24 protein-coding genes and 1 tRNA gene are annotated in these 24,727 nt (G+C 60.2%); 4 read left to right on the top strand and 21 right to left on the bottom strand.

From position 1 onward, the window contains the following. Positions 1-3: 3 nt before the first annotated feature. On the top strand, positions 4-483 hold the full coding sequence (locus IIC71_02630) for a transcription elongation factor GreA (GenBank protein MCH7668087.1): 480 nt from the start codon (positions 4-6) through the stop codon (positions 481-483). A gap of 15 nt (positions 484-498) precedes the next feature. On the opposite strand, the gene IIC71_02625 is transcribed toward IIC71_02630, so the two are convergent. The 6 genes from IIC71_02625 to IIC71_02600 all read right to left on the bottom strand — a co-directional run bounded on the left by IIC71_02625 (position 499) and on the right by IIC71_02600 (position 7,924). Then, complete coding sequence (locus tag IIC71_02625; GenBank protein ID MCH7668086.1) at positions 499-1,515, bottom strand: hypothetical protein; 1,017 nt, start codon at positions 1,513-1,515, stop codon at positions 499-501. A 10-nt stretch (positions 1,516-1,525) separates the two neighbouring features. Next, positions 1,526-3,691 (bottom strand): ComEC/Rec2 family competence protein, encoded by a 2,166-nt coding sequence (locus tag IIC71_02620; GenBank protein MCH7668085.1) that lies wholly within the window; start codon positions 3,689-3,691, stop codon positions 1,526-1,528. Continuing rightward, on the bottom strand, positions 3,669-4,238 hold the full coding sequence (locus IIC71_02615) for a helix-hairpin-helix domain-containing protein (GenBank protein ID MCH7668084.1): 570 nt from the start codon (positions 4,236-4,238) through the stop codon (positions 3,669-3,671). The genes IIC71_02620 and IIC71_02615 overlap by 23 nt, the downstream gene beginning before the upstream one ends. 92 nt (positions 4,239-4,330) lie before the next feature. Beyond that, entirely contained in the window at positions 4,331-5,059 is a 729-nt protein-coding gene (locus IIC71_02610) for a CPBP family intramembrane metalloprotease (protein MCH7668083.1), read from the bottom strand. Further along, the gene (locus tag IIC71_02605; GenBank protein ID MCH7668082.1) at positions 5,052-5,486 is read right to left on the bottom strand and encodes a hypothetical protein; all 435 of its coding nucleotides are present in this window, start codon (positions 5,484-5,486) and stop codon (positions 5,052-5,054) included. Before IIC71_02605 ends, IIC71_02610 begins: the two co-directional genes overlap by 8 nt. Beyond that, positions 5,486-7,924: a leucine--tRNA ligase gene (locus IIC71_02600; GenBank protein ID MCH7668081.1), complete on the bottom strand. Its 2,439-nt coding sequence runs from the start codon at positions 7,922-7,924 to the stop codon at positions 5,486-5,488. The genes IIC71_02605 and IIC71_02600 overlap by 1 nt, the downstream gene beginning before the upstream one ends. A gap of 133 nt (positions 7,925-8,057) precedes the next feature. Between IIC71_02600 and IIC71_02595 the strand changes: the two genes are divergently transcribed. After that, complete coding sequence (locus IIC71_02595) at positions 8,058-8,384, top strand: DUF1971 domain-containing protein (GenBank protein ID MCH7668080.1); 327 nt, start codon at positions 8,058-8,060, stop codon at positions 8,382-8,384. Positions 8,385-8,408: 24 nt separating this feature from the next. Here IIC71_02595 and IIC71_02590 read toward each other — a convergent pair whose 3' ends face one another. The 3 genes from IIC71_02590 to IIC71_02580 form a co-directional block, all read right to left on the bottom strand. Continuing rightward, complete coding sequence (locus IIC71_02590) at positions 8,409-9,860, bottom strand: fused MFS/spermidine synthase (GenBank protein ID MCH7668079.1); 1,452 nt, start codon at positions 9,858-9,860, stop codon at positions 8,409-8,411. 42 nt (positions 9,861-9,902) lie between these two features. Continuing rightward, on the bottom strand, positions 9,903-10,892 hold the full coding sequence (locus tag IIC71_02585; protein MCH7668078.1) for an adenosine kinase: 990 nt from the start codon (positions 10,890-10,892) through the stop codon (positions 9,903-9,905). Positions 10,893-10,966: 74 nt separating this feature from the next. Continuing rightward, complete coding sequence (locus IIC71_02580; GenBank protein ID MCH7668077.1) at positions 10,967-12,154, bottom strand: methionine adenosyltransferase; 1,188 nt, start codon at positions 12,152-12,154, stop codon at positions 10,967-10,969. 367 nt (positions 12,155-12,521) lie between these two features. Between IIC71_02580 and IIC71_02575 the strand changes: the two genes are divergently transcribed. After that, positions 12,522-13,481: an NAD(P)-dependent alcohol dehydrogenase gene (locus IIC71_02575; protein ID MCH7668076.1), complete on the top strand. Its 960-nt coding sequence runs from the start codon at positions 12,522-12,524 to the stop codon at positions 13,479-13,481. Between the two features lie 299 nt (positions 13,482-13,780). On the opposite strand, the gene IIC71_02570 is transcribed toward IIC71_02575, so the two are convergent. From IIC71_02570 to IIC71_02550, 5 genes are all read right to left on the bottom strand, one after another. Further along, positions 13,781-13,857, bottom strand: a tRNA-Ala gene (locus IIC71_02570). Positions 13,858-13,897: 40 nt separating this feature from the next. After that, on the bottom strand, positions 13,898-14,272 hold the full coding sequence (gene rsfS / locus IIC71_02565; protein ID MCH7668075.1) for a ribosome silencing factor: 375 nt from the start codon (positions 14,270-14,272) through the stop codon (positions 13,898-13,900). Between the two features lie 5 nt (positions 14,273-14,277). Next, positions 14,278-15,420, bottom strand: a complete 1,143-nt coding sequence (locus IIC71_02560; protein ID MCH7668074.1) for an LCP family protein — start codon at positions 15,418-15,420, stop codon at positions 14,278-14,280. Next, positions 15,410-15,991 carry a nicotinate (nicotinamide) nucleotide adenylyltransferase gene (nadD, locus tag IIC71_02555; protein ID MCH7668073.1) on the bottom strand — a complete coding sequence of 194 codons (582 nt, stop codon included), beginning with the start codon at positions 15,989-15,991 and terminating at the stop codon, positions 15,410-15,412. Before nadD ends, IIC71_02560 begins: the two co-directional genes overlap by 11 nt. Before the next feature lie 61 nt (positions 15,992-16,052). Beyond that, positions 16,053-16,520, bottom strand: a complete 468-nt coding sequence (locus IIC71_02550) for a M23 family metallopeptidase (protein MCH7668072.1) — start codon at positions 16,518-16,520, stop codon at positions 16,053-16,055. Between the two features lie 124 nt (positions 16,521-16,644). Here IIC71_02550 and IIC71_02545 point away from each other — a divergent pair, with 124 nt between their 5' ends. After that, positions 16,645-17,400 carry a crotonase/enoyl-CoA hydratase family protein gene (locus tag IIC71_02545; GenBank protein MCH7668071.1) on the top strand — a complete coding sequence of 252 codons (756 nt, stop codon included), beginning with the start codon at positions 16,645-16,647 and terminating at the stop codon, positions 17,398-17,400. Positions 17,401-17,486: 86 nt separating this feature from the next. On the opposite strand, the gene IIC71_02540 is transcribed toward IIC71_02545, so the two are convergent. The 7 genes from IIC71_02540 to rpmA all read right to left on the bottom strand — a co-directional run bounded on the left by IIC71_02540 (position 17,487) and on the right by rpmA (position 24,725). Continuing rightward, a complete protein-coding gene (locus tag IIC71_02540) occupies positions 17,487-17,894 on the bottom strand; it encodes a response regulator (GenBank protein ID MCH7668070.1) in 408 nt (135 codons plus the stop codon). Positions 17,895-18,048: 154 nt separating this feature from the next. Then, on the bottom strand, positions 18,049-19,527 hold the full coding sequence (locus IIC71_02535; GenBank protein MCH7668069.1) for a VWA domain-containing protein: 1,479 nt from the start codon (positions 19,525-19,527) through the stop codon (positions 18,049-18,051). After that, on the bottom strand, positions 19,527-20,393 hold the full coding sequence (locus IIC71_02530) for a MoxR family ATPase (protein ID MCH7668068.1): 867 nt from the start codon (positions 20,391-20,393) through the stop codon (positions 19,527-19,529). The genes IIC71_02535 and IIC71_02530 overlap by 1 nt, the downstream gene beginning before the upstream one ends. Before the next feature lie 60 nt (positions 20,394-20,453). After that, positions 20,454-21,959 (bottom strand): glutamate-5-semialdehyde dehydrogenase, encoded by a 1,506-nt coding sequence (locus tag IIC71_02525; GenBank protein MCH7668067.1) that lies wholly within the window; start codon positions 21,957-21,959, stop codon positions 20,454-20,456. A gap of 48 nt (positions 21,960-22,007) precedes the next feature. Beyond that, a complete protein-coding gene (proB, locus tag IIC71_02520; GenBank protein MCH7668066.1) occupies positions 22,008-23,108 on the bottom strand; it encodes a glutamate 5-kinase in 1,101 nt (366 codons plus the stop codon). After that, complete coding sequence (gene obgE / locus IIC71_02515; GenBank protein ID MCH7668065.1) at positions 23,105-24,394, bottom strand: GTPase ObgE; 1,290 nt, start codon at positions 24,392-24,394, stop codon at positions 23,105-23,107. The genes proB and obgE overlap by 4 nt, the downstream gene beginning before the upstream one ends. 79 nt (positions 24,395-24,473) lie before the next feature. After that, positions 24,474-24,725, bottom strand: coding sequence for a 50S ribosomal protein L27 (gene rpmA, locus IIC71_02510; GenBank protein ID MCH7668064.1), 252 nt, complete (start codon positions 24,723-24,725; stop codon positions 24,474-24,476). Positions 24,726-24,727 lie beyond the last annotated feature (2 nt).

The following is a 24,727-nucleotide window of genomic DNA, read 5'->3' as shown; positions in this document are numbered from 1 at the left end:
CTCATGTTCGATGAGAAAACCACCTGGCTCACGCCTGCGGCACACAAGAACCTGCAGGAAGAGTTCGCACACCTAACCACCGATGGCCGAAGAGCGATAGAAAAGCGCATCGCGGAGGCGCGCGCCCACGGCGACTTACGCGAAAACGCCGAATACGACACTGCAAAGAACGATCAGGGTCTCATGGAGGCCCGCATCCGTCTTGTTGATCACATTCTCAACACCGCTGAAGTACACGAGCCTCTCGACTCAGGTGCCGTCGAGATCGGCACCGTGGCAACAGTCGTTGACGAAGACGGAGATGAGATGGAGTTCTTTGTCGCCCCAGCCGAAAACAAGGTCAAAGGCTTCATCCTCGCTTCCCCTGATTCCCCTCTCGGCGCCGCGCTGCTCGGCGCCCGCCCTGGCGACACCGTCACGTACGAGGCCCCAGGCGGAACGTTCTCGTATGAAGTGAAGTCAGTCCGCGTCTACGAGGGGTAAAACGCGTTGGATGGGCTATCTGTTCGGGCGGCCGTACCATCTTGACAAGGCAACTGTGAGACGTTCCATCGTCACTCGGTGGGTCACTTCCGGCGCTGTTTTAAGGGTCAGGTCGGCGCGCGCTACTGCACTGAGTGCGAGCGCAAGATTGGATGAACCCACATGCGACCGACGTTGCCAGGCTTTCTTCACCGGGTAGGACTCGGCGCTCTGTCCGACCCACTGAGCAAACGTTGTTTGGTCAGGTGCCGCTGCGGCCAGCGAACGGCGCTTGAGGTCGTTTTCAATAAATGCCAGTAGCTGGAGGGGGTGGCCGTGGATGAGAAAATCGGACAGACGACGCAGTGCCACGCCGTGGTCACCGGCGGCCAATGCGTCGGCGTAGTACCACATCGGCTCATCGGGGCGTTCACGGAAACGATCGAGAACTACGTCCTCGGTGATCTCGTCGTGATCGATGGCGAGCTGATCAAGCGCCTGACCCATGGCAGCGATATTGGAGCCGAACCTCTGGACAAAAGCAGCAGTCGCACCCTTGGTGACCCGAACACCTCGGTCCCGCGCGGCCTGGTGCAACCAGTCAGAAGCGTCGCGTTCGCGCATCTTCTTGATCGTGATTGATTGGGCAATCTTTTTGAGCTTGCCGCCGAGCGGCGCAGGTATCGCCCCGGCAGACACAAACACCACGACCACCGCATCACCGTCGAGAACCGTACAGAGATCGGCGAGGACTATGGCCTCAGCTTTCAAGAGTTGTTGGGCATCCATCACGAGGACACCCGTTCGCTCGCCGAACAATGACCCACTCTGGAACGCGGGGACTGCGTTCTGGATGGGGACCCGTAAAGTGCTCGTCTCCGACTCCTCCCCGGCGCCCTTGGCGGGCACATCGACTCGGGTGATCTCATCCGCTCCGTAACTCTTGAGCACTTCGCGGGCTTTCTCCAGCATCTGGCTTCGTTCACCTGGGCCTGCGTCACGCGGACCAAGAATTGTCAGAATCGGGACGTCCGGTGTTACGGATTCGGGCATGGTGGACGGCTTACTCCTCGCCGGATGAGAACGCCATGACGATATCACCCTCGATGTCGGTTCGGTAGACGACGGCGCCTGCCCGAGAGAGTGCTTCGAGCACATCCGATGTTGGGTGCCCGTAGTCGTTGTCGCCGACGCTTATCACGACGGGTACACCAGTTGCCGTCTGCTCAAGCCACGCAAGATCGGTGGTGTTCGACCCGTGGTGCGGCACGAGCAACAGATCAGGATGTAGCGGTGGAAGCTCCGCTTGACCGAACCCTCCGATATCCCCCGCGAGCAGGAGCGACACTCCATCTGCCGTTACCCACGTGACTACCGAGCCGTCATTTTCGGCTTTGAAACGCCGCGAAGGGCCGAGTACCCGCAACGAAAATTCCCCCACTGTGATGAGATCCCCCACTTGGACCTCTTCGATGTACACTCCTCGCCGCCGCGCGGTAGCAATGAGCTCGCTCATAAGCGGTGCGGACGGCTGCATTGCGGGAACCCACATTCGCTTCACTTGCAACGTCGCTATGACATCGACGAGCGCACCAATATGGTCAGAGTCGGCATGGGTGCCGATGACAAGGTCAAGACGATCGACCCCGCGCTTGCGTAGCGCTGTGAGCAACACCGAAGGGTCCGCCCCGCCGTCGATGAGCACTACGGCCCCGTCGGGTGAGCGGAGCAGCGTCGCGTCTCCCTGACCGACGTTCAAGAATGTTGCCGTTGGCTCGCTCGGTGGACCGACCGGACGCGTGAGGACAGCAACAGCGACAAGCACCGCGATTGCGGTCACCCACGCGAACCGCCGCCACCGCAATAGGAACACGACACTGGCCACAGCACCAACACCGGCCACGGAAAGCTGCGGCCATCGAGCAGCGAACGCTGCGAACCAGATCACGATTTCTGCACCCCGAGATCCGACGTCGACGAGAATGGCATTCCCAGCAACGGCACCGAGCGCACCGGCGGCCGTGGAAACTGCGACCACGGGACCAGCGACCACGTTCACCAGCGGACTTATCAGGGGCACCGCACCAAACTGCCATAGGAGGATCGGCATGACCGCGCCCTGTGCCGCAACAGCTACGGCTAGAGGTCGCCACAACCATGACGGCGTGCGCCCCCGCCAAAGTACGCCCGACAACATGATCCCGGCGGTCGCAGCAACCGAAAGCTGGAAACCGACGTTGCCGGCAAGCTCTGGCGCGACAAGTAATGAGGCTATGACGGCGAGGGACAACGCTCGGACGCCATCAAGCGGCACACCCACGAGTCGAGCGAGCAGCACCAGGCTGACCATCACTGATGCACGAATTACCGATGGCTCCCAGCGCGTTGCTATGACGAAGGCCCAGACTCCGACAACGCTCAACACATGTCGTAGGGTGGCTGACAATCGCAACGCGCTGGCGACCAACCAAATCCCGGTGAGGAACAGCGCAACATTGCTCCCCGATACCGCGACGACGTGGGTGAGCCCGCTACGTTTCATGTCGTCGAGGGTTCGCTTCGAGATGTGTGAGGTGTCCCCAGTGAGGAATCCGAGCAGCAGCCCCGCACCGGGTCGTTGCGAGGCTGTCACAACCTCACCCACTCTGGACCGGATGTTGTTCCCGACCACAAACCATGGCCGTGGTGGCGCGACAATCTCGACATGCCGCGATCGCACCGTCGTTGTGATGGTGCGACCCCCGACCCATCGGGGCCTGTTCGTGGATGCACCGCGAACAGCCACTATCGCGTCGACGGCCGGCACCGTGTCAGCGACAACGAACATCACCTGGCCGCTCCACCGTGTGACAACGTCGTCACGATCGAGCATCGTCGGCCGAAGCAGAAAACCGATCTCGGGCGATGTGGTTGTCAGTACGACGGTGCCGGTCACGACCCCGACTCCATCCCACTCAGCAGCCGCCGCGACCAGGGCCCGTTGTCCGGCGGCCATGCCTGTGAGAACACCGACCAGACACAGAACGGCGAGAAGTCTCCGCCCCAGGATTGCAAGCGCGCCGATGACCACGGACACAGCCCCGATATAGAACTGAGTCCCGGTCTGCCCTGCCGCGGACGCCAGCCAGACAACCAGGACAGCTACGACGAACTGACGCTGCTGTCGTTCGCCCGGTGTGCGAATTCGGTTGCGCTCACGGTACAAGCTACCGGACAATGATGTCGTCACGCATCGCGGCGAGCTTCGCCTCGCCGATACCCGGCACGTCGAGCAGGCCCTCTACGGTGTCGAATCCGTCGGTCGCTTCTCGATAGGCAACGATCCTCTCGGCCAACACCGGGCCGACGCCTGTGAGAGTTTGCAGTTCAACTGCGGTCGCGGCGTTTAGGTCCACGGCCGAAGAACCAGAGGGCGTGCCGTGATCTGCTCCTTCAAGGAGGCGCCGAGCATCGGGCACCACAAGACGTTCGCCGTCGCGAATCGGTTGCGCAAGGTTGAGCTGATCTAGTGCCGCCCACCGTGTCGCGCCTCCTGCGGCGGCGACCGCGTCCGCCACCCGTGCATCACCCGGAAGCAAGACCAAACCGGGAGAAACCACCTGCCCAGACACATGCACCGTGACGACGGATCGTACGACGGCGCCACTTTCACCCGAAGTTGTAACCGGCGCACGTATTGGTGCTGATTGCGGCAGCCCATACCAAACTCCACCCAATAGGGCGGCGGCCACCAGGGCGGCAGCTCCGATACCGTTTCGCAAAGAGGAGGAGTCTATGGAAGTTCTCCGTACCCACCACACGAGACCCGCACCCCTACACCTACCAGACTCGAACGATCGCTTCCAGAGCGGTGCGCTCCTAAGCTTCGCTACGAAAGAATTAGCGCGATCGCCGCCAACGAATTCACCCCCGCGTGCAACAGGATTGCGCGCGACAGATCGCCAGTCTTCAGCGTCACGCGCGCGAGCACGAGACCGAGGACAAACAAGCCAGGCACCACAATCGCGGCCTGCGGATCAACAAGGTGAATGCTGGCAAATACCGCTGCCGAGATCACGATTGCGGCCCGATCTCGCAATCCAAGGCGAAGGATTGCACGCAGCAGCACGCCCCGGTAAAGAACCTCTTCGACGACTGGCGCAAGTACAACGGTCACGAACAGCAGTCCTATCAATCCTGACTTGCTCGCCGAGGACTCGATGATTTGGGCTATCTGTTGTTGCTCCGGCTGCTCGATCCCCAGCAGCGCGAGGGTGGGAGCAACAACAGCCAGGACGATGGCTATCTGGAGCGCAAAACCCGCGAAGAAAGCCCACCAGTCATGGAGCTTCACAACGAGGCCGACGGAGCGCGGAAAATCGTCGGTACGCCATCCGCGCGACAGTACGTAGAGGATGCCCGCCGACGTAACGAGCTGCATTCCCGCTGTAATCGCGACGCCGACGGTCTCGTCGGCCAACCTACCAACAGCGGCGAAGACGACAACGGCCCCGAAGAAACCTCCGATGACGGCCCCGAACACCGCCGAAAGCGACCACATGGTCCCCGAAAGGAACCGGTGGTCCGTAGCGAGTTCGTCGCCAGCGTGCTCAGCCACGTGTGACGATTTCGTGCGCCAGCGCACGTGCTTCAACTTCGGCAGGGATCCCGACGTATGCCTCTTGGTGCGTCTTGCCTTTGCTGCGGCCGGACAGGTAGTCGCGGGCGTATCTGAACGCGTGTGTTGCGGTCCCGTTCGAACGCAGTTGCTGAATGTGTACGAGCTCATGAATGATCAGTTCGACGAGGTCGTCGTCGTGTGTCGCGCTGGTCCACCACCACATCACCCTGGGATGGGCGTACACCCCCCACGGCAGCGTGACGGCAAATATGCCGGGCGCCCATGTGCGCCGCATCAGCAAGCCGGCCTGGCGAATCAGAACGGCTTCGGGGTCGACTAGCGGCAGCGCAGCTCGGACGGCTTCCAACGACACTCCGGCGCGGAGAATCGGCTCGTTGGCAGAGAACGACGGCCGACTGACCATCAGATGACGACGTTTACGATCTTAGGAGGCTTAGCGATTACCATGCGCGGCTCCGCGCCGTCAAGGATCGCCTGGACCTTTGCAGATTTCAGCGCCAAATCCGTCACCTCGTCCTTAGTGATTTCGACTGGCACGTCGATACGGTCTCGCAGCTTGCCGTTGACCTGGATCACAAGAGTTACGGTGTCGACCGCGACCAGCGCTTCATCCCATTCTGGCCAGGGTTCGGTCGCAAGCATGGTCTCGTTCCCTGCACGCTCCCACAACTCGTGCGTCACGTGTGGAGCCATGGGGGCGAGAACCTTGACGATCATCGGGAAGACAGAATCGAACACGGACCTGTTGCCACCATCGTCGGACCGCATCCAAGAGGCCAAGGCATTCGAACATTCCATCAACGCAGAAACCGCAGTGTTGAATGCAAACCGGTCGATATCGCGCGTCACTTTCTTCACGGTGCGGTGCACGACTTTGATGATCTCGGCATCCGTCTGATTGGTCTCTCGTTCGACCAAGGTGCCGAGTGCGCCAGTGCCCATCCGCCAGATACGATCGAGAAACCTTGAGGTACCTTCGACACCATTGTCGTTCCACACGGCGTCGTCGGTCGCGGGACCGATAAACAGCTCGTACAACCTGATGGAGTCCGCGCCGTAGCGCTCGTAGTAGCGGTCGGGCGAGATGACGTTACCCTTCGACTTCGACATCTTCGCGCCGTCCTTGATGATCATCCCTTGGGTGAACAGAGCCTTGAACGGCTCAGTCACCGACACCATTTCAAGGTCGTTGAACACCTTCGTGAAAAACCGCGCGTAGAGCAGGTGCAATATTGCGTGTTCGACACCGCCGATGTATTGGTCGACTCCCATCCAGTAGTCGGCATCGTCGCGATCAAATGGGGCTGCCTCGTTGAGGGCGTCGGTGTACCGCAGGAAGTACCACGACGAATCGACGAATGTGTCCATCGTGTCTGTCTCGCGCAGAGCGGGTCCATCGCATTGCGGACAAGACGTGTGCACAAAAGACTCTACCGCGGCAAGCGGCGACTTGCCTTTCGGTTTGTAGTCTTCAACGTCTGGCAGCAGCACCGGAAGCTGGTCCTCGGGGACCGGGACCGCGCCGCAGGTCTTGCAGTGCACGATCGGTATCGGGCAACCCCAGTACCGTTGGCGAGAGATCAGCCAGTCTCGTAGCCTGAAATTGACAGTGCGCTCCCCGCTCCCCCGCTCCTCAAACCAGTCGATGATCTTGGCTTTGGCGGCTTTCATGTCGAGACCGTCGAGGAACTCTGAGTTGATCACAAGGCCGTCGCCCGTATATGCCTCACCGTCAAAATCACCAGGCGGCTGCACTGTGCGGATGATCTCGATGCCGAACTTCGTAGCGAAGTCCCAGTCTCTTTGGTCCTGGCCGGGGACGGCCATGATTGCACCGGTCCCATACCCCATGAGCACGTAGTCCGCAATGTATACCGGGATCTGGCGACCGTTGACTGGGTTGGTGCAATGGACGCCGATGAACATCCCACGTTTGTCGGCACCCGCGGACATCCGATCGATCTCGGAAGCCTTCGAAACCTCTGCCACAAAGGCACGGGTTGGGGCTTCGAAGTCGGTCCCCACGGTGAGCTGCTCGACAAGCGGATGTTCGGGGGCAAGAACGACGAACGTCATGCCAAACGTTGTGTCCGGGCGGGTGGTGTACACCTCGACAGACGCTTCAGGGTGTTCAGCGATGTCCATTGAAAACTGGGCACCTTCTGATCGCCCGATCCAGTTTCGTTGCATCGTGCGAACACGGTCAGGCCAGTCTTGAAGTGTGTCCAGGTCGTCGAGCAACCGTTGGGCATACTCGGTGATCTTGAAGAACCACTGCGACAAGACTCTCTTGACAACAACGGTCCCACACCGTTCACATTCGCCGTTGACGACCTGCTCGTTTGCGAGCACCGTCTGGTCCTGCGGACACCAGTTGACCGGAGCATCGCTCTTGTATGCCAATCCCTTGTTAAAAAGCTGGAGAAAGATCCATTGTGTCCAGCGGTAGTAGCCCGGACGGTGAGTCGCCACCTCACGGTCCCAGTCGTACACGTTCCCGAGACGACGCAGCTGTTGTTTCATCTTCACGATCTGCGTTTCAGTGAAGTCCCGTGGGTGAATCCCGGTTTTGATTGCGGCGTTCTCGGCTGGCAGGCCAAAGGAGTCCCACCCCATCGGAGCGAGCACGTTGTAACCGCGCATTGTCTTATAGCGGCTCAACAGGTCAGTGTAGGTGTAGTTGCGCAAGTGACCCATGTGCAGCTCGCCCGACGGGTACGGGTACATCTGAAGGTTGTAGAATTTCGGCCGGTCCGAATCTTTCGATACACGCGAAGTTCCCGCGATTTCCCAGCGGTCCTGCCACTTCTTCTCGATCGCTGAAATGTCGTATGACGCCATGGTCCGTCCGTCTTTGCGAAGCTGCAAGGGTACCAACCGTCCGACGAATCGTGAACCCCGCATCGGCGCGCGAAGAAAACCATTGGTTCTCACTGGCGTTGTGGGCCATACTGGCAATAGAGGAAGGACCAGTATGAACAGCGTCACCTTGCCGGACGGTCTTGTCGAGGGTCGCACGACGCCGTGGTTCACATCCGACACCGTCCCCACTCGCCTCCTGACGGATCATGCAACGACGTGCTGGGCCAAATTGCGGGTGGCTGCAGGCACCGTACATTTCGTCGAGAAGGATGCCGAAAATCCGCGCAACCTGGTGGTCTCGGCCGGCGGTGAGATGGTGATCCTCCCCAACGTGAAACACCGTGTCTCGTATTCGGACGACGTCGAGTTCGCAATCACGATGTACATGACCTACGGGCAAGACACCAGCCTTGAGCAACCCGAGTTTGAGACCGATTGAAGCCTGCCCCGGGGCGTCGAGTGTCTAGCGTCGGCTGATGAGCTGATCCGCGGGGGCAAAGTTGTCGGTGAGCGGGGCGGCACCGTCTGTGAATACAAGCACATCACCCCCGACGATCAGGCCACTCCCGTCCTCGACCAAGACGGTGATTGACGCCGCAGCGATCGGCGCATCTGAGGCGACGAGGACGAAGTTTCCGCCGGCCTCACCATCGAGATATCGCAACGGGGCAAGTGCACCGACGTACGGAAACACCATTGAGAAGCTGGCAACCTCGGCTCGGACAAAACTCAGAGGCGGGTAGTCGATCACGTTTATGACGTACACACCGTCGGGGCGAAGCACTCGGCGCACCTCGTCAAGAAACTCGACCGTGGTCAGGTGCCACGGCACCGTCGCGCCCGAGAACGCGTCACCGACCACGATGTCGTAGCTGTCGGCAGCCTCGTCGGCAATCAGCAGACGGGCATCTCCGATGCGGGTTGTGTTGCCATTCCGGTTCGCATCAAATGCGAGTTCGTCCTCGAGGACATCAACCATGATTTGGTCGATCTCAAGAACGGTGTTCGTCGAACCGGGGCGAGTAACCAGCAACCATTGCGGAATTGTGAACCCTCCCCCACCGACGTACAACGCACTCAGTGGCACGGTACCTGCGAAAGTCCCGTCGACGACCTGTGCCATAGCGCGGGCGTAGCGCGCCTCCAAGTGTGAGCCGTCCTCGACGTCGACGTACGAGATTCTGTAAATGTCACTCCAGATCTCGCGTCCCGTAGGACGTTCGTCGTCAACAATGACCGCCAGACACACGTACTCGGTCTCGAATTCGCAAGGACTCGTGACAACCCCAGCAAGCCCGGTCACCGCAAGAAGCGCCGCGGTCGGCCCGATTCCGGACCTCCACCCGGACGCTCGCACCATAACGGCCACACCCACCGCAACGAGAAGGACGCCGACACCGAACGCGATCTGACGCGTCCCGAAGATGCGAAGCAGAACAAATCCGGCGAGAAATGTGCCCGCGATTGCGCCGACGGTGCCGATTGCTGAGAAGCGGCCGACAGTGGCTCCGGTTTCGTCCAACGATGTCAGCGAGGCTTTTACAACCAACGGCCCGACCGTGGAAAGCGCGATCGCAGGTACGAGAAACGCGGTGCCGGCAGCAAACACAATCGAGATGGGATCGGTGCCCACCGACCTGCCGACGATATCGATGATGGACGGTGACAGCGCCGCTGCGACGCCGCCAACCGCAAGTGCGGGACCAATTACTCCGGTCGGGTCACGAGAGTCCGCCAGCCTACCGCCAAGCCACGCTCCCCACGCAATACCCGCAAGTATCACGCCGATGATTCCTGTAAACGTTTCGAGTGTGACCCCAACGTAAGGAGCGAGCATCCGTCCAGCCACGATTTCGATCACGAGGACGCTTGCGGAAGAGAGAAAGACGACGAATTCGCCGAAACGTCTGCTCATTTGCCTTGCAGAGCTGAGACTCGAGGTATGACCTGTCGGCGGTTACTGCGACGCAACCGCAACCTGCCACAGAGGCCGCGCAGGGCGGGCGCCAGGATGTCCAAGCACCTCGCCTGCGGTCATGCTGCCAAGCTTGCCTGAGGTGGCGATGTCTAAGCCATTGGAGAGACCGAATAAGAAACCCGAGGCGTAGAGGTCGCCGGCCCCGGTAGTGTCGACAACCTCGCCGAACGTAATGGCGTCGACGTCAACTCTTTCAGTCCGGCTCAACACGGTTGACCCATCGGCTCCGCGAGTGAACGCTACGTAGTCAACGTCTCTTTGTGCAAGGCGGCACGCCTCGTCGAAATCATCTGTCTGATACAGGGCCATGGCTTCTTCATCATTGCCAATGATGATGTCAATGCCGTCCGCAATGAGCTGGCGCCATTCGTCGAGATGCCGCTCGACGCAGTATTGATCGTTGAGACACAGCGCCACCTTGGTGCCATTCTTCCTGGCAACGTCGATGGCGCGCAACACTGATGCTTGAGGCAACGGCGAATCCCACATGAAGCCCTCACAGCACAGAATGTCGGCGTTTGCGATCATCGCGTCGTCGATATCCGACGGTTCCAGCATGTGAGCCATGCCGACGTAGGTGTTCATCGTCCGCTCGGCGTCCGGCGTGATCTGGATCAAACAGCGACCGGTGGGTGGCCCGTCCGTGGCCATTTCGGTTGTGTATGTGACGCCCGTGGCCAGCAGGTCGTGCTCGAACACTTCACCGAGCTGGTCCCGTTTTACCTTGCCGATAAATCCGCCGCGACCACCGAGCCACGCTATGCCGGCAATGGTGTTTGCTGCGCACCCACCCGACGACTCAATACCCGGAGGCATGGACGAGTAGATCTGCGAGGCCTGGTCAGCGTCAACGAGGGTCATCGCACCCTTTTCAAGGAGCGGGTGTTGTTCGACGAAACTGTCTCGCACCGAGGCGAGAACATCTACAAGGGCGGCGCCGATACCGACGACTTGCGGGTGGCTGGTCATGCAAATCCTCCAGATGCAGGATAGCGAGCAAACCACACGTACCGAAGTTGGAGCCTGGATGAGCCCATGTCTAGCTACAGACCAACTACCGATGCGAACACGTCGAGGCGCGACGTCTCTTCCCACGTGAACATCGGTCCTCGGCGCCCGAAATGACCGTAGGTGCTGGCGGCCGAAAACCGTGGGTGCCGTAGATCGAGGGCGTCGATTATTGCGGCGGGTCGTAAGTCGAACACCTTCGAGATCGCGGCTTCGATCTGTCGCGGGTCCACTGTTTCGGTGCCGAAGGTCTCGACCAGCACGGAGACCGGGTTGGCAATCCCAATGGCATACGCAACCTGGAGTTCACAGCGCCGCGCAGCGCCGCTGGCGACAACGTGTTTGGCGACCCACCGAGCCGCATAGGCCGCGGATCGATCGACCTTGGTAGCGTCTTTCCCCGAGAACGCCCCACCACCGTGACGACCCATGCCCCCGTACGTGTCGACAATGATCTTGCGCCCCGTTATGCCGGCATCGCCCGCAGGTCCCCCAATCACAAACCGCCCCGTCGGGTTGACGTGGACGATCAGGTCGTCCGACATGAACCGATCGGAGAGGATCGGAGTGATGACATCCTGAATGATGGCTGGACGGATGACAGCGTCGAGCGAGACATCGGGGTCGTGCTGGGTGGACACGAGTACCGTGTCGACGCCGACTGGGGACCCGCCCTCGTATGCGACGCTCACTTGGGTCTTTCCGTCAGGGCGCAACCACGGCAGTGCCCCGTTTCTTCGCACTTTGGCAAGCTGTTCGCTGAGCCGATGTGCCAGATAGATCGGCAATGGCATGAGGGTGTCGGTGTCGTCGCACGCATACCCGAACATCATGCCCTGGTCGCCGGCCCCGAGCTGGTCGAACTCATCAGCTCCCTCAGAACGAGACTCTTCCGAGCCGTCGACACCGCGAGAAATGTCCTCCGACTGTTGGCCCATGAGGTTGCGAATCTCCACCGTCGAACCATCGAAGCCAAGCTCGCTTCTGTCGTATCCAATCGAAATGATCTTCTCGCGAACGATACGATCGATGTCGAGGTTCGCAGTGGTTGTCATCTCACCGGCCAAGACCACCCACCCCGGTGCCACCAAGGTCTCGCACGCCACCCGTGACAACGGATCCTGCTCCAACGCAGCGTCGAGGACCGCATCGGAAATCTGATCGGCGACTTTATCGGGATGCCCCTCCGTCACCGATTCTGAGGTGAAGGTAGTGGTGCGCATGGTGCTCCTGCGAGGTGTTTGTGAGGGACAGCGGTCCAGCGTACGGATACGGCCATTTGCCGAGAACGCACGTCCCACGATACATTCAGCGGCCACCGTAACGGAATTCGTCCTTGCCGGACCTGTCGAGCGATCCAGCCACCAGACTAGCGCGGGATCCGACGCTCGCCTGCGTCCCCACTCCTGACGCCCGCAAGACCAAGGCCACCACATACAGGATCGCGTAGGGCCGCGTTTATCGCCATTTACCGGCTCCGATTCAGCGATCCTCGAAACCGGCGCACCGCGATCAAGTTCTTGAAACGCCCACATGCGATGACCAGGGAGGGCGTCCATGGTGGAGACGCCCACTAATCTTGACGCTGAGATGAAGGCAGCAGTTCGCACCAGATACGGCCCACCGGAAATCGTGCGGGTCGAGGAACTCGATAAACCGTCACCCGGAGATGACGAACTCCTGATCAAGGTTCATGCAATTACGGTCAATCGAACCGACTGCGGTTACCGCGGCGGCACGCCTTTCCTCATCAGGTTTTTCAGCGGATTCCGTCGACCGAAGGCCACCGTCCTAGGGAACGAATTTGCTGGAGAAGTTGTGGCGGTCGGCACTGACGTAACGGCTTTTAGCTTGGCTGACAGAGTGTGTGGCTACTGCGAGGGGACATTCGGGGCTCATGCTGAATACATGACGGTCCGGGCCGGGCGGCTGATCGCACGCATCCCCACAACCTCGACGTTCGAGAAGGCCGCTCCGAGCACCGAAGGCTCCCACTACGCGTTGAACATGCTGAGGAGCGCAAAGGTTCGGAAGGGGCAGGCCGTGCTGATTTATGGCGCAACCGGAGCGATCGGCTCGGCGGCGGTCCAGATCGCCAAAAGCCTCGGAGCCGACGTGACTGCGGTCTGCGGCACCGCCCACGTAGACCTCGTCGGAAGGTTGGGGGCAGACAGGGTCGTCGACTACCAGACCACGGATTTCACCCAGGATGACCAGAAGTACGACCTGGTTCTCGATGCGGTCGGGAAGAGCTCCTTCCGACGCTGCCGCCGGCTGCTGAAGCCTCGCGGAATATACATCTCATCGGATGTCGGCATCCTCTGGCACGGACCGATCCTGGCGCTCCTTACGCCGCTGTTTCGGGGGAGAAAACTTGTGTTCCCGATACCCCGTCGTGACCCCGAGGCCGTCGAATATCTCAAACGGCTCATCGAATCGGGAGAGTTCAAGCCGGTGATTGACAGGCGGTATCCGTTGGATCAGATCGTTGAGGCGTATCACTATGTGGAGTCGGGCCAGAAGATCGGCAACGTGGTAATCACCGTCTAGGGAGAACCCGAAGCACGAGTCTGCCTGGAGATTTCGTAGTCTGACAGTTCTGCCGCGAGTGGACTCTCGGCAGATCTCGCAACAGCCAGACCAGCCTTGGCACAGCGGAATCACCGCGAGACCGGGTGATTTCGTGCGGTGGAGCTGAGGGGATTCGAACCCTAGAAACTCAATCCCGCCACCACCGAAAGCCCAACCGGAACCGTCGCCGAAGGCGCGAACTCCAAAAAGGCAAGAGACGGGTAGAGACTTTGCAGGCCCGGCAGGGACTCGAAAGCCTCGGGCAGACAGAATATTTCTGGTGGAGCTGAGGGGATTCGAACCCCTGACCCCTTGCATGCCATGCAAGTGCTCTGCCGAGCTGAGCTACAGCCCCATTGTAGGGTTTGGTTGGCTAACGCCGACGGCGGATTGTATCAGGCTTCCTGGGCGATCTGTCCAACCTCAATGAGCGGCGCGTCGGCCCAGAGGCGCTCCAGGTTGTAGTACGCCCTCGTCTCCTCATCAAATACGTGGATGACGATATCGCCGTAGTCGAGCAACACCCATCGTGCAGCGTCGAGGCCCTCCCTGCGGACCGGCCGATAGTCCATCTGCTCCCTGAGTTGATACTCAATCTCTTGCGCCAGCGTCTTGACGTGCCGCGTCGATGTCCCCGTGGCCACCAAAAAAATATCGATGACGGGCATCAGCTCGGACATGTCCAACATGGCGGGGTTGAGACCTTTCTTGTCCAGTACCGCTGCTGCAGCGATTTGCGCGGCCCGGACGGATTCTCGATGTGCGCTAATGACTCTTAAACCTCTCCAGAATTGATGTCCTTACCCACAATAATACTGATGTCGATGACACCGGACGGAGTGTCGAGTTCGATGAGGACCTCGTCGACCGAAATCACGCGTGCGGCCACCTCGGCGACCTGCTTTGCCCCCCGCCCCTGTGCTACAACGAGCGTGTGTTCAAAGTCGAAATTGGTAGCGTTGTCTGTCCGCACGATTCTGAAACCAGCACGGATCAGCGCCTCTGCAATCGATCTAGTCGACTGGATGCCACCGTTGCCGTTGAGGAGCTCAACACGAGGCCGACTGCCGTCGAACAGTTTCAATGACGGGATTCTCGACACGACAAAATCTTCAGCGGCGGAGCCACTCAGCACGAATCCTTCACCTTCGGACCCGGGCGACACCGGTTGTGCAGGGACAAGAACCACTCTCGGACCCTTAGCGATCGCCTTGAGCAAGTCTGCGCTGGGACTCGTCGGCGCGAGCAGGTCAGCAATGTTGGGACGCTGTTGGATCGCGGTAAGGATCGCTGTCCAGGCGCTGCTCTGGCGTTCGGTCCAGTCGAGAAGATCGCTCTCACCGCGGACGAACATGAGCGTTTCGACCTGATCTCCGTCAAGTATCTGGCGTCCTGAATCGAACACCACACGCACTGCGCCAGACTCATCGCGCACGGCCAACTCTGTCGAAAGCTCAACATCAATATCGGTGTGCAACGCAGCCGAAATGTCACCCGGCCCGAGGGCAAGTACCCGGTCGATACGGGCTCCGAGCATGTTTTCGACTGTCACCCGCGCCAACTGCTCGTCCTCGAACAACGTCGTCTCAAGTATTTTGAACTCGCCGTATCCGGGCAACAGAGTGAAGATTGAGTTCGGGATAATCGCAAACACGGGCGTGCCACTCTCGGACAGCGACCCCAAGACCATCGAAGCCACCGCACCCTGCTGATCTTCGACGATGATGAGAATCGACTCAGACTTACCGTCCGGCGCCGCAACGCCAGAAAAGGGTGACACCTGCGTGGCTTCGTCCTGAAGGGTCGTCGACCACTGGTCCCACCGGTCTTGCAACCAAGGAAACGCAGCCGCGACAAACGCAACAATCAGCACAAGAGTCCAGCCAACACCCCGAGCGGCGCCCCGACTACGCACCATCGTTGTAGACCTGGTGTTCTTGGATATATTCCCAGACGGCTTCGCGAACCAGGAATCGTAGACTTCTGCCCTCGCGACCACGCTTGCGCAACATCGTCCCTGATAGATACACCGCGGGCGTGTCAAGCCACACACAATCCCAACCGTCTAGTGCAGCATCGACGTCGCGGCGGTCATCGCTTGGCCGGGGCACGATCGCGATGCGCACACGAGCACGAACGTCGTCGGCGCGGTTCCAAGACGGCAGGCTCCGAGCTGCGTCAGCACCCAAAATCAATGTCACGTCGTCGCCTTCGCCGAACTCTTCGAGGGTGTCAATCGTGTAGGTCCATCCCGGACGGTTTATCTCGACATCGGACGCCTCGAAATATGGAACACCAGCCACGGCGAGCTTTGTCATCTGCCACCTGTGTTGCGAAGGGGACACGGAGCGCCCTGCCTTTTGCCACGGTGAGCCGTTGGGGACATACGTGACGAAATCGAGACCAAGGTCGCGATACGCCGCTTCGCCCGCAAACATGTGGACGAGATGCGGTGGGTCGAATGTTCCCCCAAGGATTCCGCGTTGCACGTCGCGCAGGATACCCCTTCGCGCACTACCTGCCGACTGCGAGCGGACGGGAGGCACCCTGTCACGGTTGCTCGGGAGCCAGAAACGGGTGTACGGCCGAGCGTGTTCCGCATGACAAAGCGAACATCGGGTCGACATATTGTCCGAACCGTCGAAGCGACAGATGAAGTGCACCCACTCCATGGTCAACGCCGGAGACGCCGATCGCTGCGCCCGCCGGTATCCGCTCGCCAACCGACACTGACTTCCCATTCAGGTACGAGTATGAAGTTTTCAGCCCGCGACCATGGGCGATCGTAACGGACATCACGCCGGCGACAGTCCCCGAGAACGACACAGTGCCAGGCAAGATCGCCTGCACGGTGCTGCCAACAGGGGCGGCGATGTCGACACCCCAATGGCCACCAAACCTGCCCAACGGTTCGAAAGATCGCAAAATGCTGCCACCGGGTACGGGCATCTGTTGCCCACAGGTCGGCGGCCCCCCGATACCGATGGAAAATACCAACAAAATGACTGTTACCCGCACGAGCTGTTCCAATCCCTCCGTTGCCACCGTATCGAAAACGAGTGGGCGCAGGAACCCCTGTCACCAAGACGCGCACATGGGACCGCGGTAGAGTGACGCATCGGTTCGTCGAGCAGGAGATCGGATGACAGTTCGATACGAACGCGAAGACAAAGTCGCAATCATCACGATTGATCGCCCGCAGCGACGCAACGCCATTGACTACGAGACCGCTCGCGAGCTACGGGACGCATGGCGCCGATTCTTTGATGACGACACCGTGGCAGTCGCGATCCTTGCCGGGGCGGGTGGAACTTTCTGCGCCGGCGCCGACCTAAAATCGTTCGATCTCACAGATCACGAAGACGGCTGGCTCGGGTTCACCCGTCTCGACTCCCCAAAACCGACGATCGCAGCGATCGAGGGATACTGTGTCGCCGGCGGACTCGAACTCGCCCTGTGGTGCGACCTACGTGTCGCCGCTGACACCGCAAAGTTCGGATGTTACGAACGTCGTTGGGAAGTGCCCCTCATCGACGGCGGTACACAACGACTGTCGCGGATAGTCGGCCTTGGCCGCGCACTCGACATTTTGCTGACGGGGCGCACGGTCTTGGCCGACGAAGCTCTTGCCATCGGTCTCATCAACAGAGTTACCCCCGTCGGGGAGGCCTTGGAAAACGCTACAGCCCTCGCAAGCCTAATCGCGGCCTACCCACAGGACACCGTTCGCAGCGACCGCCGGGCCATGCTCGATGGTATCGGATTGACCCTCGCCGACGGACTCGAACGAGAAACACATCTCGGACGCCAAGTCATGGACGTCGCTCGTTCAGGGGCAAAACGGTTCGAATCCGGTCGTGGACGCGAGGGTGCCGGTGTTCCCGGAGGGGAGACATAGGCCGCGCGTGCAGCCTTACGCCCTGCTGGTGCGGAGAACATGCGGTAGCCGACTCTACTTCCCGACGATCGGGATGTCTGTCGTGGCTAGCCGCGGCTAAGAATGTTTAGACCGACGAGACTAATTGCCATCTCGCGGAGTTCGTTGGGTCGGAACGGCTTTGTCAAGAATGCGTCTGCACCGACCTCATCAGCCCTCTGGCGGACCTCTTCTTGGGCGTGCGCAGTGAGGACCATCACCTTGAGATCAGCGGCGTCTTCGCTTGAGCGAATCTCGGCAAGCACTTCCCACCCGTCCATGCCAGGAAGACCAACATCGAGAATCACCAGATCGGGTTTCATTTCGAGGGCTGCTTCGAGACCGGTCGGACCGTCGTCACGCATCTCGACGTCAAATCCCGCCGGCCGCAGGCACACTTCGATAAGCCGCTGAATAACTTGCGAATCCTCAACAACCAGAACTAGTTTCTGCACGCGTGCACTCTCCTCGCACATTGCGTGTTTGCACACTCCATCGGCAAAGCGTCGGCTTGGCCACACCTGTGATCTATCGGCACAGGTCTGTCGAACTTGAGAGTGCAATGACTGCAACGCGACTACTCCCCTGGGATCGATATCGACAACCTGTGAACCGGTTAGCGCAGCCTTGTTAGGACATTGAGGCGCGGGAACGCACTTTGGGGCGCGGATCGAACACGAGCTGCTCAACAAAGAGTTCGAGATGTCGCAGAGTTCTGACTTCGACGACCTCGTCGACAAGACCCGCGTACATTGACATGATCGAGTCCCCAGTGTCCCAGTAGCGCTTCGGCTCAGGGTTGAGCCAATGCACCGAGCGAGCACGGTCGGCTATCGACGCAAGCGCACCCGCTTCAGGATCGCGGAAGTTACTCCGTGCGTCGCCCGCGATGAGCACCACAGACCTGTCGTGGACCATGTCAAGGTACCGGTCTCGGAACCCTCGAAACACCGCCCCGTAGTCTGAGTGCCCATCGAGGCCCACGATTGCGGCCTCGGCGGTCATGCGTCGCAACGCCTCGCCGAAGGCGACGCCCGGGCGAAAGTACGCCGACACGTCATCGATGTCGTCAATGAATGCAAAAGTCTTCACGCCGGAAAACTGTGACGCCAGGGCATGGGTGAGTTGCAGGGTAAATCGAGCGAATGTCGCCATGGAGCCAGACACATCAGCGAGAACGAGCACATCGGGTTTGGATCTCGTCCTCGGTCTGAACACGGGGTGCAAAAATACACCGCCATGGGCGAGGGAACGTCGGACCGTACGTCGGACGTCGAGTCTTCCGCGATCATCCTGTTTACGTTTAGCGGCCACTTTGCTAGCGATTTTGCGGGCCAGCGGACGAACCGCCCTTTCGATCTCGGCAAGCTCCGCCGAGGTTGCGTTCGTCAGATCAAGGTCTTCCACAAGAGTGACGCGCAGCGTCCTCGCTACCGCGGCGACACCTCGATCGGCCACTAGCTGTCTGATAATCTCCCGTCTCACCTCGGTGACAAGCAATTCCATCCGCCGTGCAACTGCCTCGTCCAGAAGCCTGTCGGCTAGTGCCGACCGTTGCTCGTCTCCTTCCATTGCGGCACGCAATCGGCCGGTGAATCCAGTGCCCTCGATGCGCCGCATTACTCGGTAGAAGTAGTAGCGGCCACCGACGGGTCGGCCGGGTTGTACCCCTCCAAAGCGCTTCACGGCGCTGCGCACACTGCGAGACAGCAGACCATCGTCGCCGTCTCTCAGGGCATCAAATAGGAGATCGAGAACCACTTCATCTGCCGCACCGCCCGAAGCCCCACCACCGGTCCCACCACCTTGCGAGCCGCCGTTGCCGTTGGTGCCCTCGCTTTCTGATGTGGCCAAAGAATCGTCGGTGGGATCCAATGTCATGTCCGGTCCGAATGCGCGGCCTACGAAAAAGACATCGAAGGCGATATCGAAGGCGGTGCGATGTGTCGATCGCTTCACCAACGTCGCTGCAAGGGTTTCGCGAACGAGTTGCTCGTTGCCAAGATCGGTGTGACAGAGGGCTTGTGCGGCATCCGTAGTCTCGACCATCGACACCGGCACCCCCACCGCCCGCAGCTCCTCAGAAAACGCAGCCAGCGACCGGTGCACTACTGGAGTTTCAACTCTCTATGGACGGTGTCCAGATCCTCGCGGTGCTTCAACAGGACGTTCATCAGACCTGCCGGATCTTCTCCCATGAGATCGTCGATCCCAAGAGCGATAAGCGCCCGAGCCCAGTCGATCGACTCGCTTACAGAAGGAGGTTTTCGCAGCGGAAGCTCCCTGATCGAGGCAACCGTGGCGGCGATGCTCTCGACTAGCTTTTGGGACAGTCCGGGAACGCGCGCAGCAAGTATCTCCTGTTCTCGCTGAACTGTCGGGTACCCGATGTGGAGATAGAGACACCGCCGCTTGAGGGCCTCCGATAACTCGCGTGTGTTGTTTGAGGTGAGTACGACGAGTGGGCGAGTCTTTGCCGTGATCGTGCCGAGTTCTGGAATGGTCACTTGAAAACTGTCCAACACCTCGAGCAGCAGGGCTTCGGTCTCCATCTCGATCCGGTCGACTTCGTCGACGAGTAGGACGACCGGTTCCTCGCTCGTGATCGACTCAAGAAGCGGCCGAGTCATCAAAAAGTCCTCACCGAATATGTCGCCCTCGACTTCTCCCCAGCTCTTCCCCTCATCGAACTGGAGTCGGAGTAGCTGTTTGTGGTAGTCCCATTCGTACAACGCCCTCGCCTCGTCGAGGCCTTCGTAACATTGCAATCTGACGAGCCGGCGCCCGCTGATTTTCGCGAGCGCGAGCGCGAGCGCCGTCTTCCCGACGCCGGCGGGACCTTCACAGAGGATCGGTTTCTGAAGTCGGTCCGCAAGAAACACTGTTTGAGCAATGGGGATGTCGGCAAGGTAGCCAGCGTCCGCCAGTGCGCTCAACACGTCCGGTACGCCGTCCCACAAATGTCGACTCGTCATGAACTCTGCTCTCGGTGGATCGGTCTCGGGTGTGACAATTGTACCCGAGTACGCGTCGGATCAACGGCCGATCGAGGGGTCCGACTGAGTCACCCGTGAGCGCACGGTGAACACGGAATCTCCGGAAAGGATCGCTCCACGCCCGAAGAGACGACCAGACTGCCAGTTCGATAGGCCAAGTTCCGGTGCCAGAAGCGCGTACTGCCCATCAACCCATCGCGTAAACCCGTTGCCAACAAACGGGGCGTCAATTTGATCAAAAAACATCTGGTGCGCCCCAGGGTCGGCCGAAATCAGGCTCGCTACAAACCGGGGACTGTACTCGTTGAAGAGGCTGACGGCCTCTGCGACCGTGTCGACAACGATCAGCGTGACTTCAGGGCTGCCGTCCCATTCCCACTCCTCGCCGATACTGGCGTCATCCAACACCGAAGTCTTGGATTCCGTATGTTCACCATCAGGTCGGGTCACGGTGGTGTCCTCCCACCACGACAGCGGGACGTACTCTTGGTCGCGGCCACGCACATGCAGTTTTGGGGACACGCCAATACGTTGCGCGGCGTGCTCGAATGCGTCGAGAAACTGCGGGACAAGTTCGTGCGCCCTTGACCGAACGACGGCAACCGTGTTCAGGGTGTTACAGACCTTGCGGTCAAGCGAGTTATACACCGCTTCGGTGAACGCCGTCTGCTCGGCGTCGTCGGCCGCAACGATCCATGCGCCGCCAGCACCGTGGAGGCTCACAGCAATGCCGGCCTGGCGAGCAACAGCACCGAGTTGAGACACCGCACCCCCGGAACCGCGGGCCACGGCAAACGCCAGTCGGCTGTCCGAAAACAAAGCCCAAGCCCCGGCGTGTGACGCTACATCGACCAGAACGACCGAACTGCTAGGCAGGCCGGAAGCTTCGAGCGCCGGCGTTAGAGCATGGCGCATAATCGCCCGCGCGGTACGCAGGGCGTCCGATCCGATGCGGAACACAACAGTGTTGCCTGATCGCAAGACACCTGTAGCGTCCGCAAACACGTTTGGGCGACCCTCGAAAACGAACCCGACAACTCCAAGGCCGCAGCGAATCTGATCGACCTGCCAACCATCGTGGTGAATTGTCTCTGTGACGACGTTGCGTTGCGAGGGCGCGTCCCGCCAGGTACGCAGACCGTCGATCATATCTGATCTCATCTTTTCACTCAGGATGAGCCGGCTTGTCGACCGCCCCCGCGCTTTTGCATCCGCAACATCCGCCTTGTTTTCTACGGTGATGAGTGAAAAGATCTCGTCGTCAGCGAGGTTGTCCGCACAGACATCGTAGAAGTCGGTGATTGCGGCATCCGATACCGCGCCGAGAGCACTGAACGATTCGACCGCCGCCCCAACAGCCTGATATACCGTGTCATGTTCTGACTTCGGGATATGGAGCAACGCACCGGTGTCGTGTACCACGACGAGACGGTCCCCCGCCCGAAACGCCTCAGCGAGGTCTTGCGGGATGTGAGTGACTCTGTTGCCGCCGTACACGATGGTCATCCCGGCCACGAGATTGTCAAGCGTCGCGTCTGAATCCATGTCTGAACCGTATCTAGCGCACCGCGATCTGCAAAACCGGGGACTCAGTCATCCCAGCACCACAAGGTCGTCGCGGTGGATCACGGGCCCGCCACCATCCGCCGTCGGCTTCCCAGCCATGTCGCGGATCGCTTGAGCGGCCTCCATCACGATGCCTTTGCCGACGAGCGAACCTCGCGCATCAACAATCTCGACCGGTGCCCGAGCCGCGAACGAGCCCACAACCGACAAAACACCGACCGACAACAGCGAACCACCACCGGACGCGAGCGCTCCGAACGCTCCGTCGTCGATTGACACGCTGCCCTCGGATGGTGAGCCAAACGCGATCCACAACTTCCGGGCGTTGAGCCCATGATCACGGGGCGCAATCCACGTCCCGATCGACTCTCCGTCCACGCAACGAAGGGCTACCCGCTCGATACCGGCGCCAGCAATAACTGTCGGTATGCCCGACCATGCAGCGATCTGCGCGGCGGCGATCTTGGTGGCCACGCCCCCCGTGCCAAAATGGCCCGCCGTCGTGGCGTCGCGGATCGTTTCGAGCACTTCATCGGTGTGACGCACCGCATCGAGCAACTTAGCTTCGGGATCGATTCTTGGATCGGTTCCGTAGACACCGGGAGTGTCGGTGAGAATCAGAAGAAGACCGGCATCGATCATGTGTGACACGATTGCCGCGAGCCTGTCGTTGTCACCGATGCGGAGTTCGTCGACCACCACAGTGTCATTCTCGTTGACAATCGGGACTGCGCCGAGGTCGCCGAGACGTTCGAGCGTCTGTTTTGCGTTGACGTACTGCTGGCGGTTTCTAAGTATGTCCTTGGTTAGGAGCACCTGACCGACCACCACACCAGCGCTCCCAAACGCTGCTGAGTAGACCTCCATGAGCCGACCCTGCCCAACCGCTGCTGCGGCTTGCAGCCCAGCGATATCGCTCGGTCTCTCGGTCTTTCCTAGCGCCGGTAGCCCGGCGGCCACTGCCCCCGATGACACGAGGACGACACGGTGTCCACGGCGATTCAATGTCACCACTTGATCGACTATTCGCCGCAGCGCGTCTGTATCGACACCGCCGTTTGGGTGGGTGATCGACGAACTCCCAATCTTGATAACAATGGACGCCGACGCATCGAGTTTGGTCCTCATTGCAACATCTCTGGGTCTTCTTCGAAGTCTTCGGTGTCAGTAGAGAACGTGAAAACAATGTCGCCGATCTGTACGTCGTCACCCGCGACGGCGCCCGCTGCGGCCAGAGCGTCTTCGATGCCCGCATACTTCAGGCGCTTTGCGGCAAAATCCGCCGCCTCTGGCACCGTCAGGTCCGACAGGTTCACAGCGCGCTCCGCGGCACGACCGATCACTACCCAGGTTTCGTTCTCACGGGCAACAGTGAACCCGCTTTCCAATGGGCGATGCAACACAAAACCCTCACGTTCGGGAGCCTCGCGGACACGTTCGTCTACACGGTCAGCAATCGTATGTATCAGTCCTATGAGGCCCGCACCGGTGACCGCAGAGATGAAATGAACCTCGAGCCCCCTGTCAGTTGCCCATGCTTCGATGTCAGAGCGTTCCGCGACAGCATCGATTTTGTTGACCACGACGATCTGCGGGCGGCGGGCGAGGCCGGGGTCGTGCGCTGCTAGCTCTTGGAGCAGAATGTCGTATTGCTCTCCAACCGACAACTGCTGAAGAGAGGTCGGATCAAGGAGCACGACGAGAACGCGAGCGCGCTCGACGTGGCGGAGAAACTCATGGCCAAGGCCCTTACCGTCGGCTGCACCCTCGATTATGCCGGGAATGTCTGCGAGGAGAAACTCGCGCTCACCCACGCTCACCACTCCCAAATGTGGGGTCAAAGTGGTGAACGGATAGTCAGCAATCTTTGGCTTTGCGGCCGACACCCTAGCAATCAAGGTGCTCTTGCCAGCGTTCGGAAACCCTACAAGCGCCGCGTCCGCGAGTAGTCGAAGCTCAAGTGTTACCCAAAGCTCGTCGCCGTACTCGCCTTGTTCGCAGAAAGCCGGAGCTCTTCGCCGGGTTGTAATAAAGGCATAGTTGCCGCGGCCCCCGCGACCGCCACGAGCAGCGACGATTTCTGACCCATGTTTCACCAAGTCGGCTACAACGGTGCCATCGTCGAGAATGACTCGGGTGCCTAGCGGTACGCGGAGGATTTCGTGGTCGCCGCGAGCGCCGTTGCGCAGGTCACCCTCACCGTGAACCCCGCTGCCTCCCTTCCAATGCGGGTGCTGAGCAAACGATATCAAGGACGAACTACCGTGGTCCGCCCGGATGATGACATCGCCCCCTGCGCCGCCGGCGCCCCCATCCGGCTTGCCCCTCGGCCTGCCATGCTCGCGGTGATACGAAGCAACACCTGCGCCGCCGGCGCCGCCTTGAATGTGGATGCGAACGTGGTCAACGAACATCGTCATCTCCGAAATATCTCAGCCCAGCAACGGCTTCACGTCGGATCCGGGCCGATGCAAAGGTTCGAGAGTCGGAACGTCAGTCAGCGAGAATGCTGACGTGGCGCCTACCCTTGCTCTGACCGTACTTCACGACGCCGTCCGACGTTGCAAAGAGGGTGTCGTCGCTGCCGAGGCCAACGTTCAGGCCCGGGTAGATACGGGTACCGCGTTGGCGCACAAGGATCGATCCTGCGGTCACTGTCTGCCCGTCAAACACCTTCGGTCCGAGACGCTTGGCCTTTGAATCGCGGCCGTTTCTTGTTGAACCGCCAGCTTTGGTCTTCGACATTG

It is taken from the genome of Acidobacteriota bacterium (assembly GCA_022562055.1).
Classification (GTDB): Bacteria; Actinomycetota; Acidimicrobiia; order Spongiisociales; family UBA5794; genus BMS3BBIN02.
Note: the sequence above shows the minus strand (reverse complement) of the source record. Positions and strands in the feature narration are given on the sequence as shown.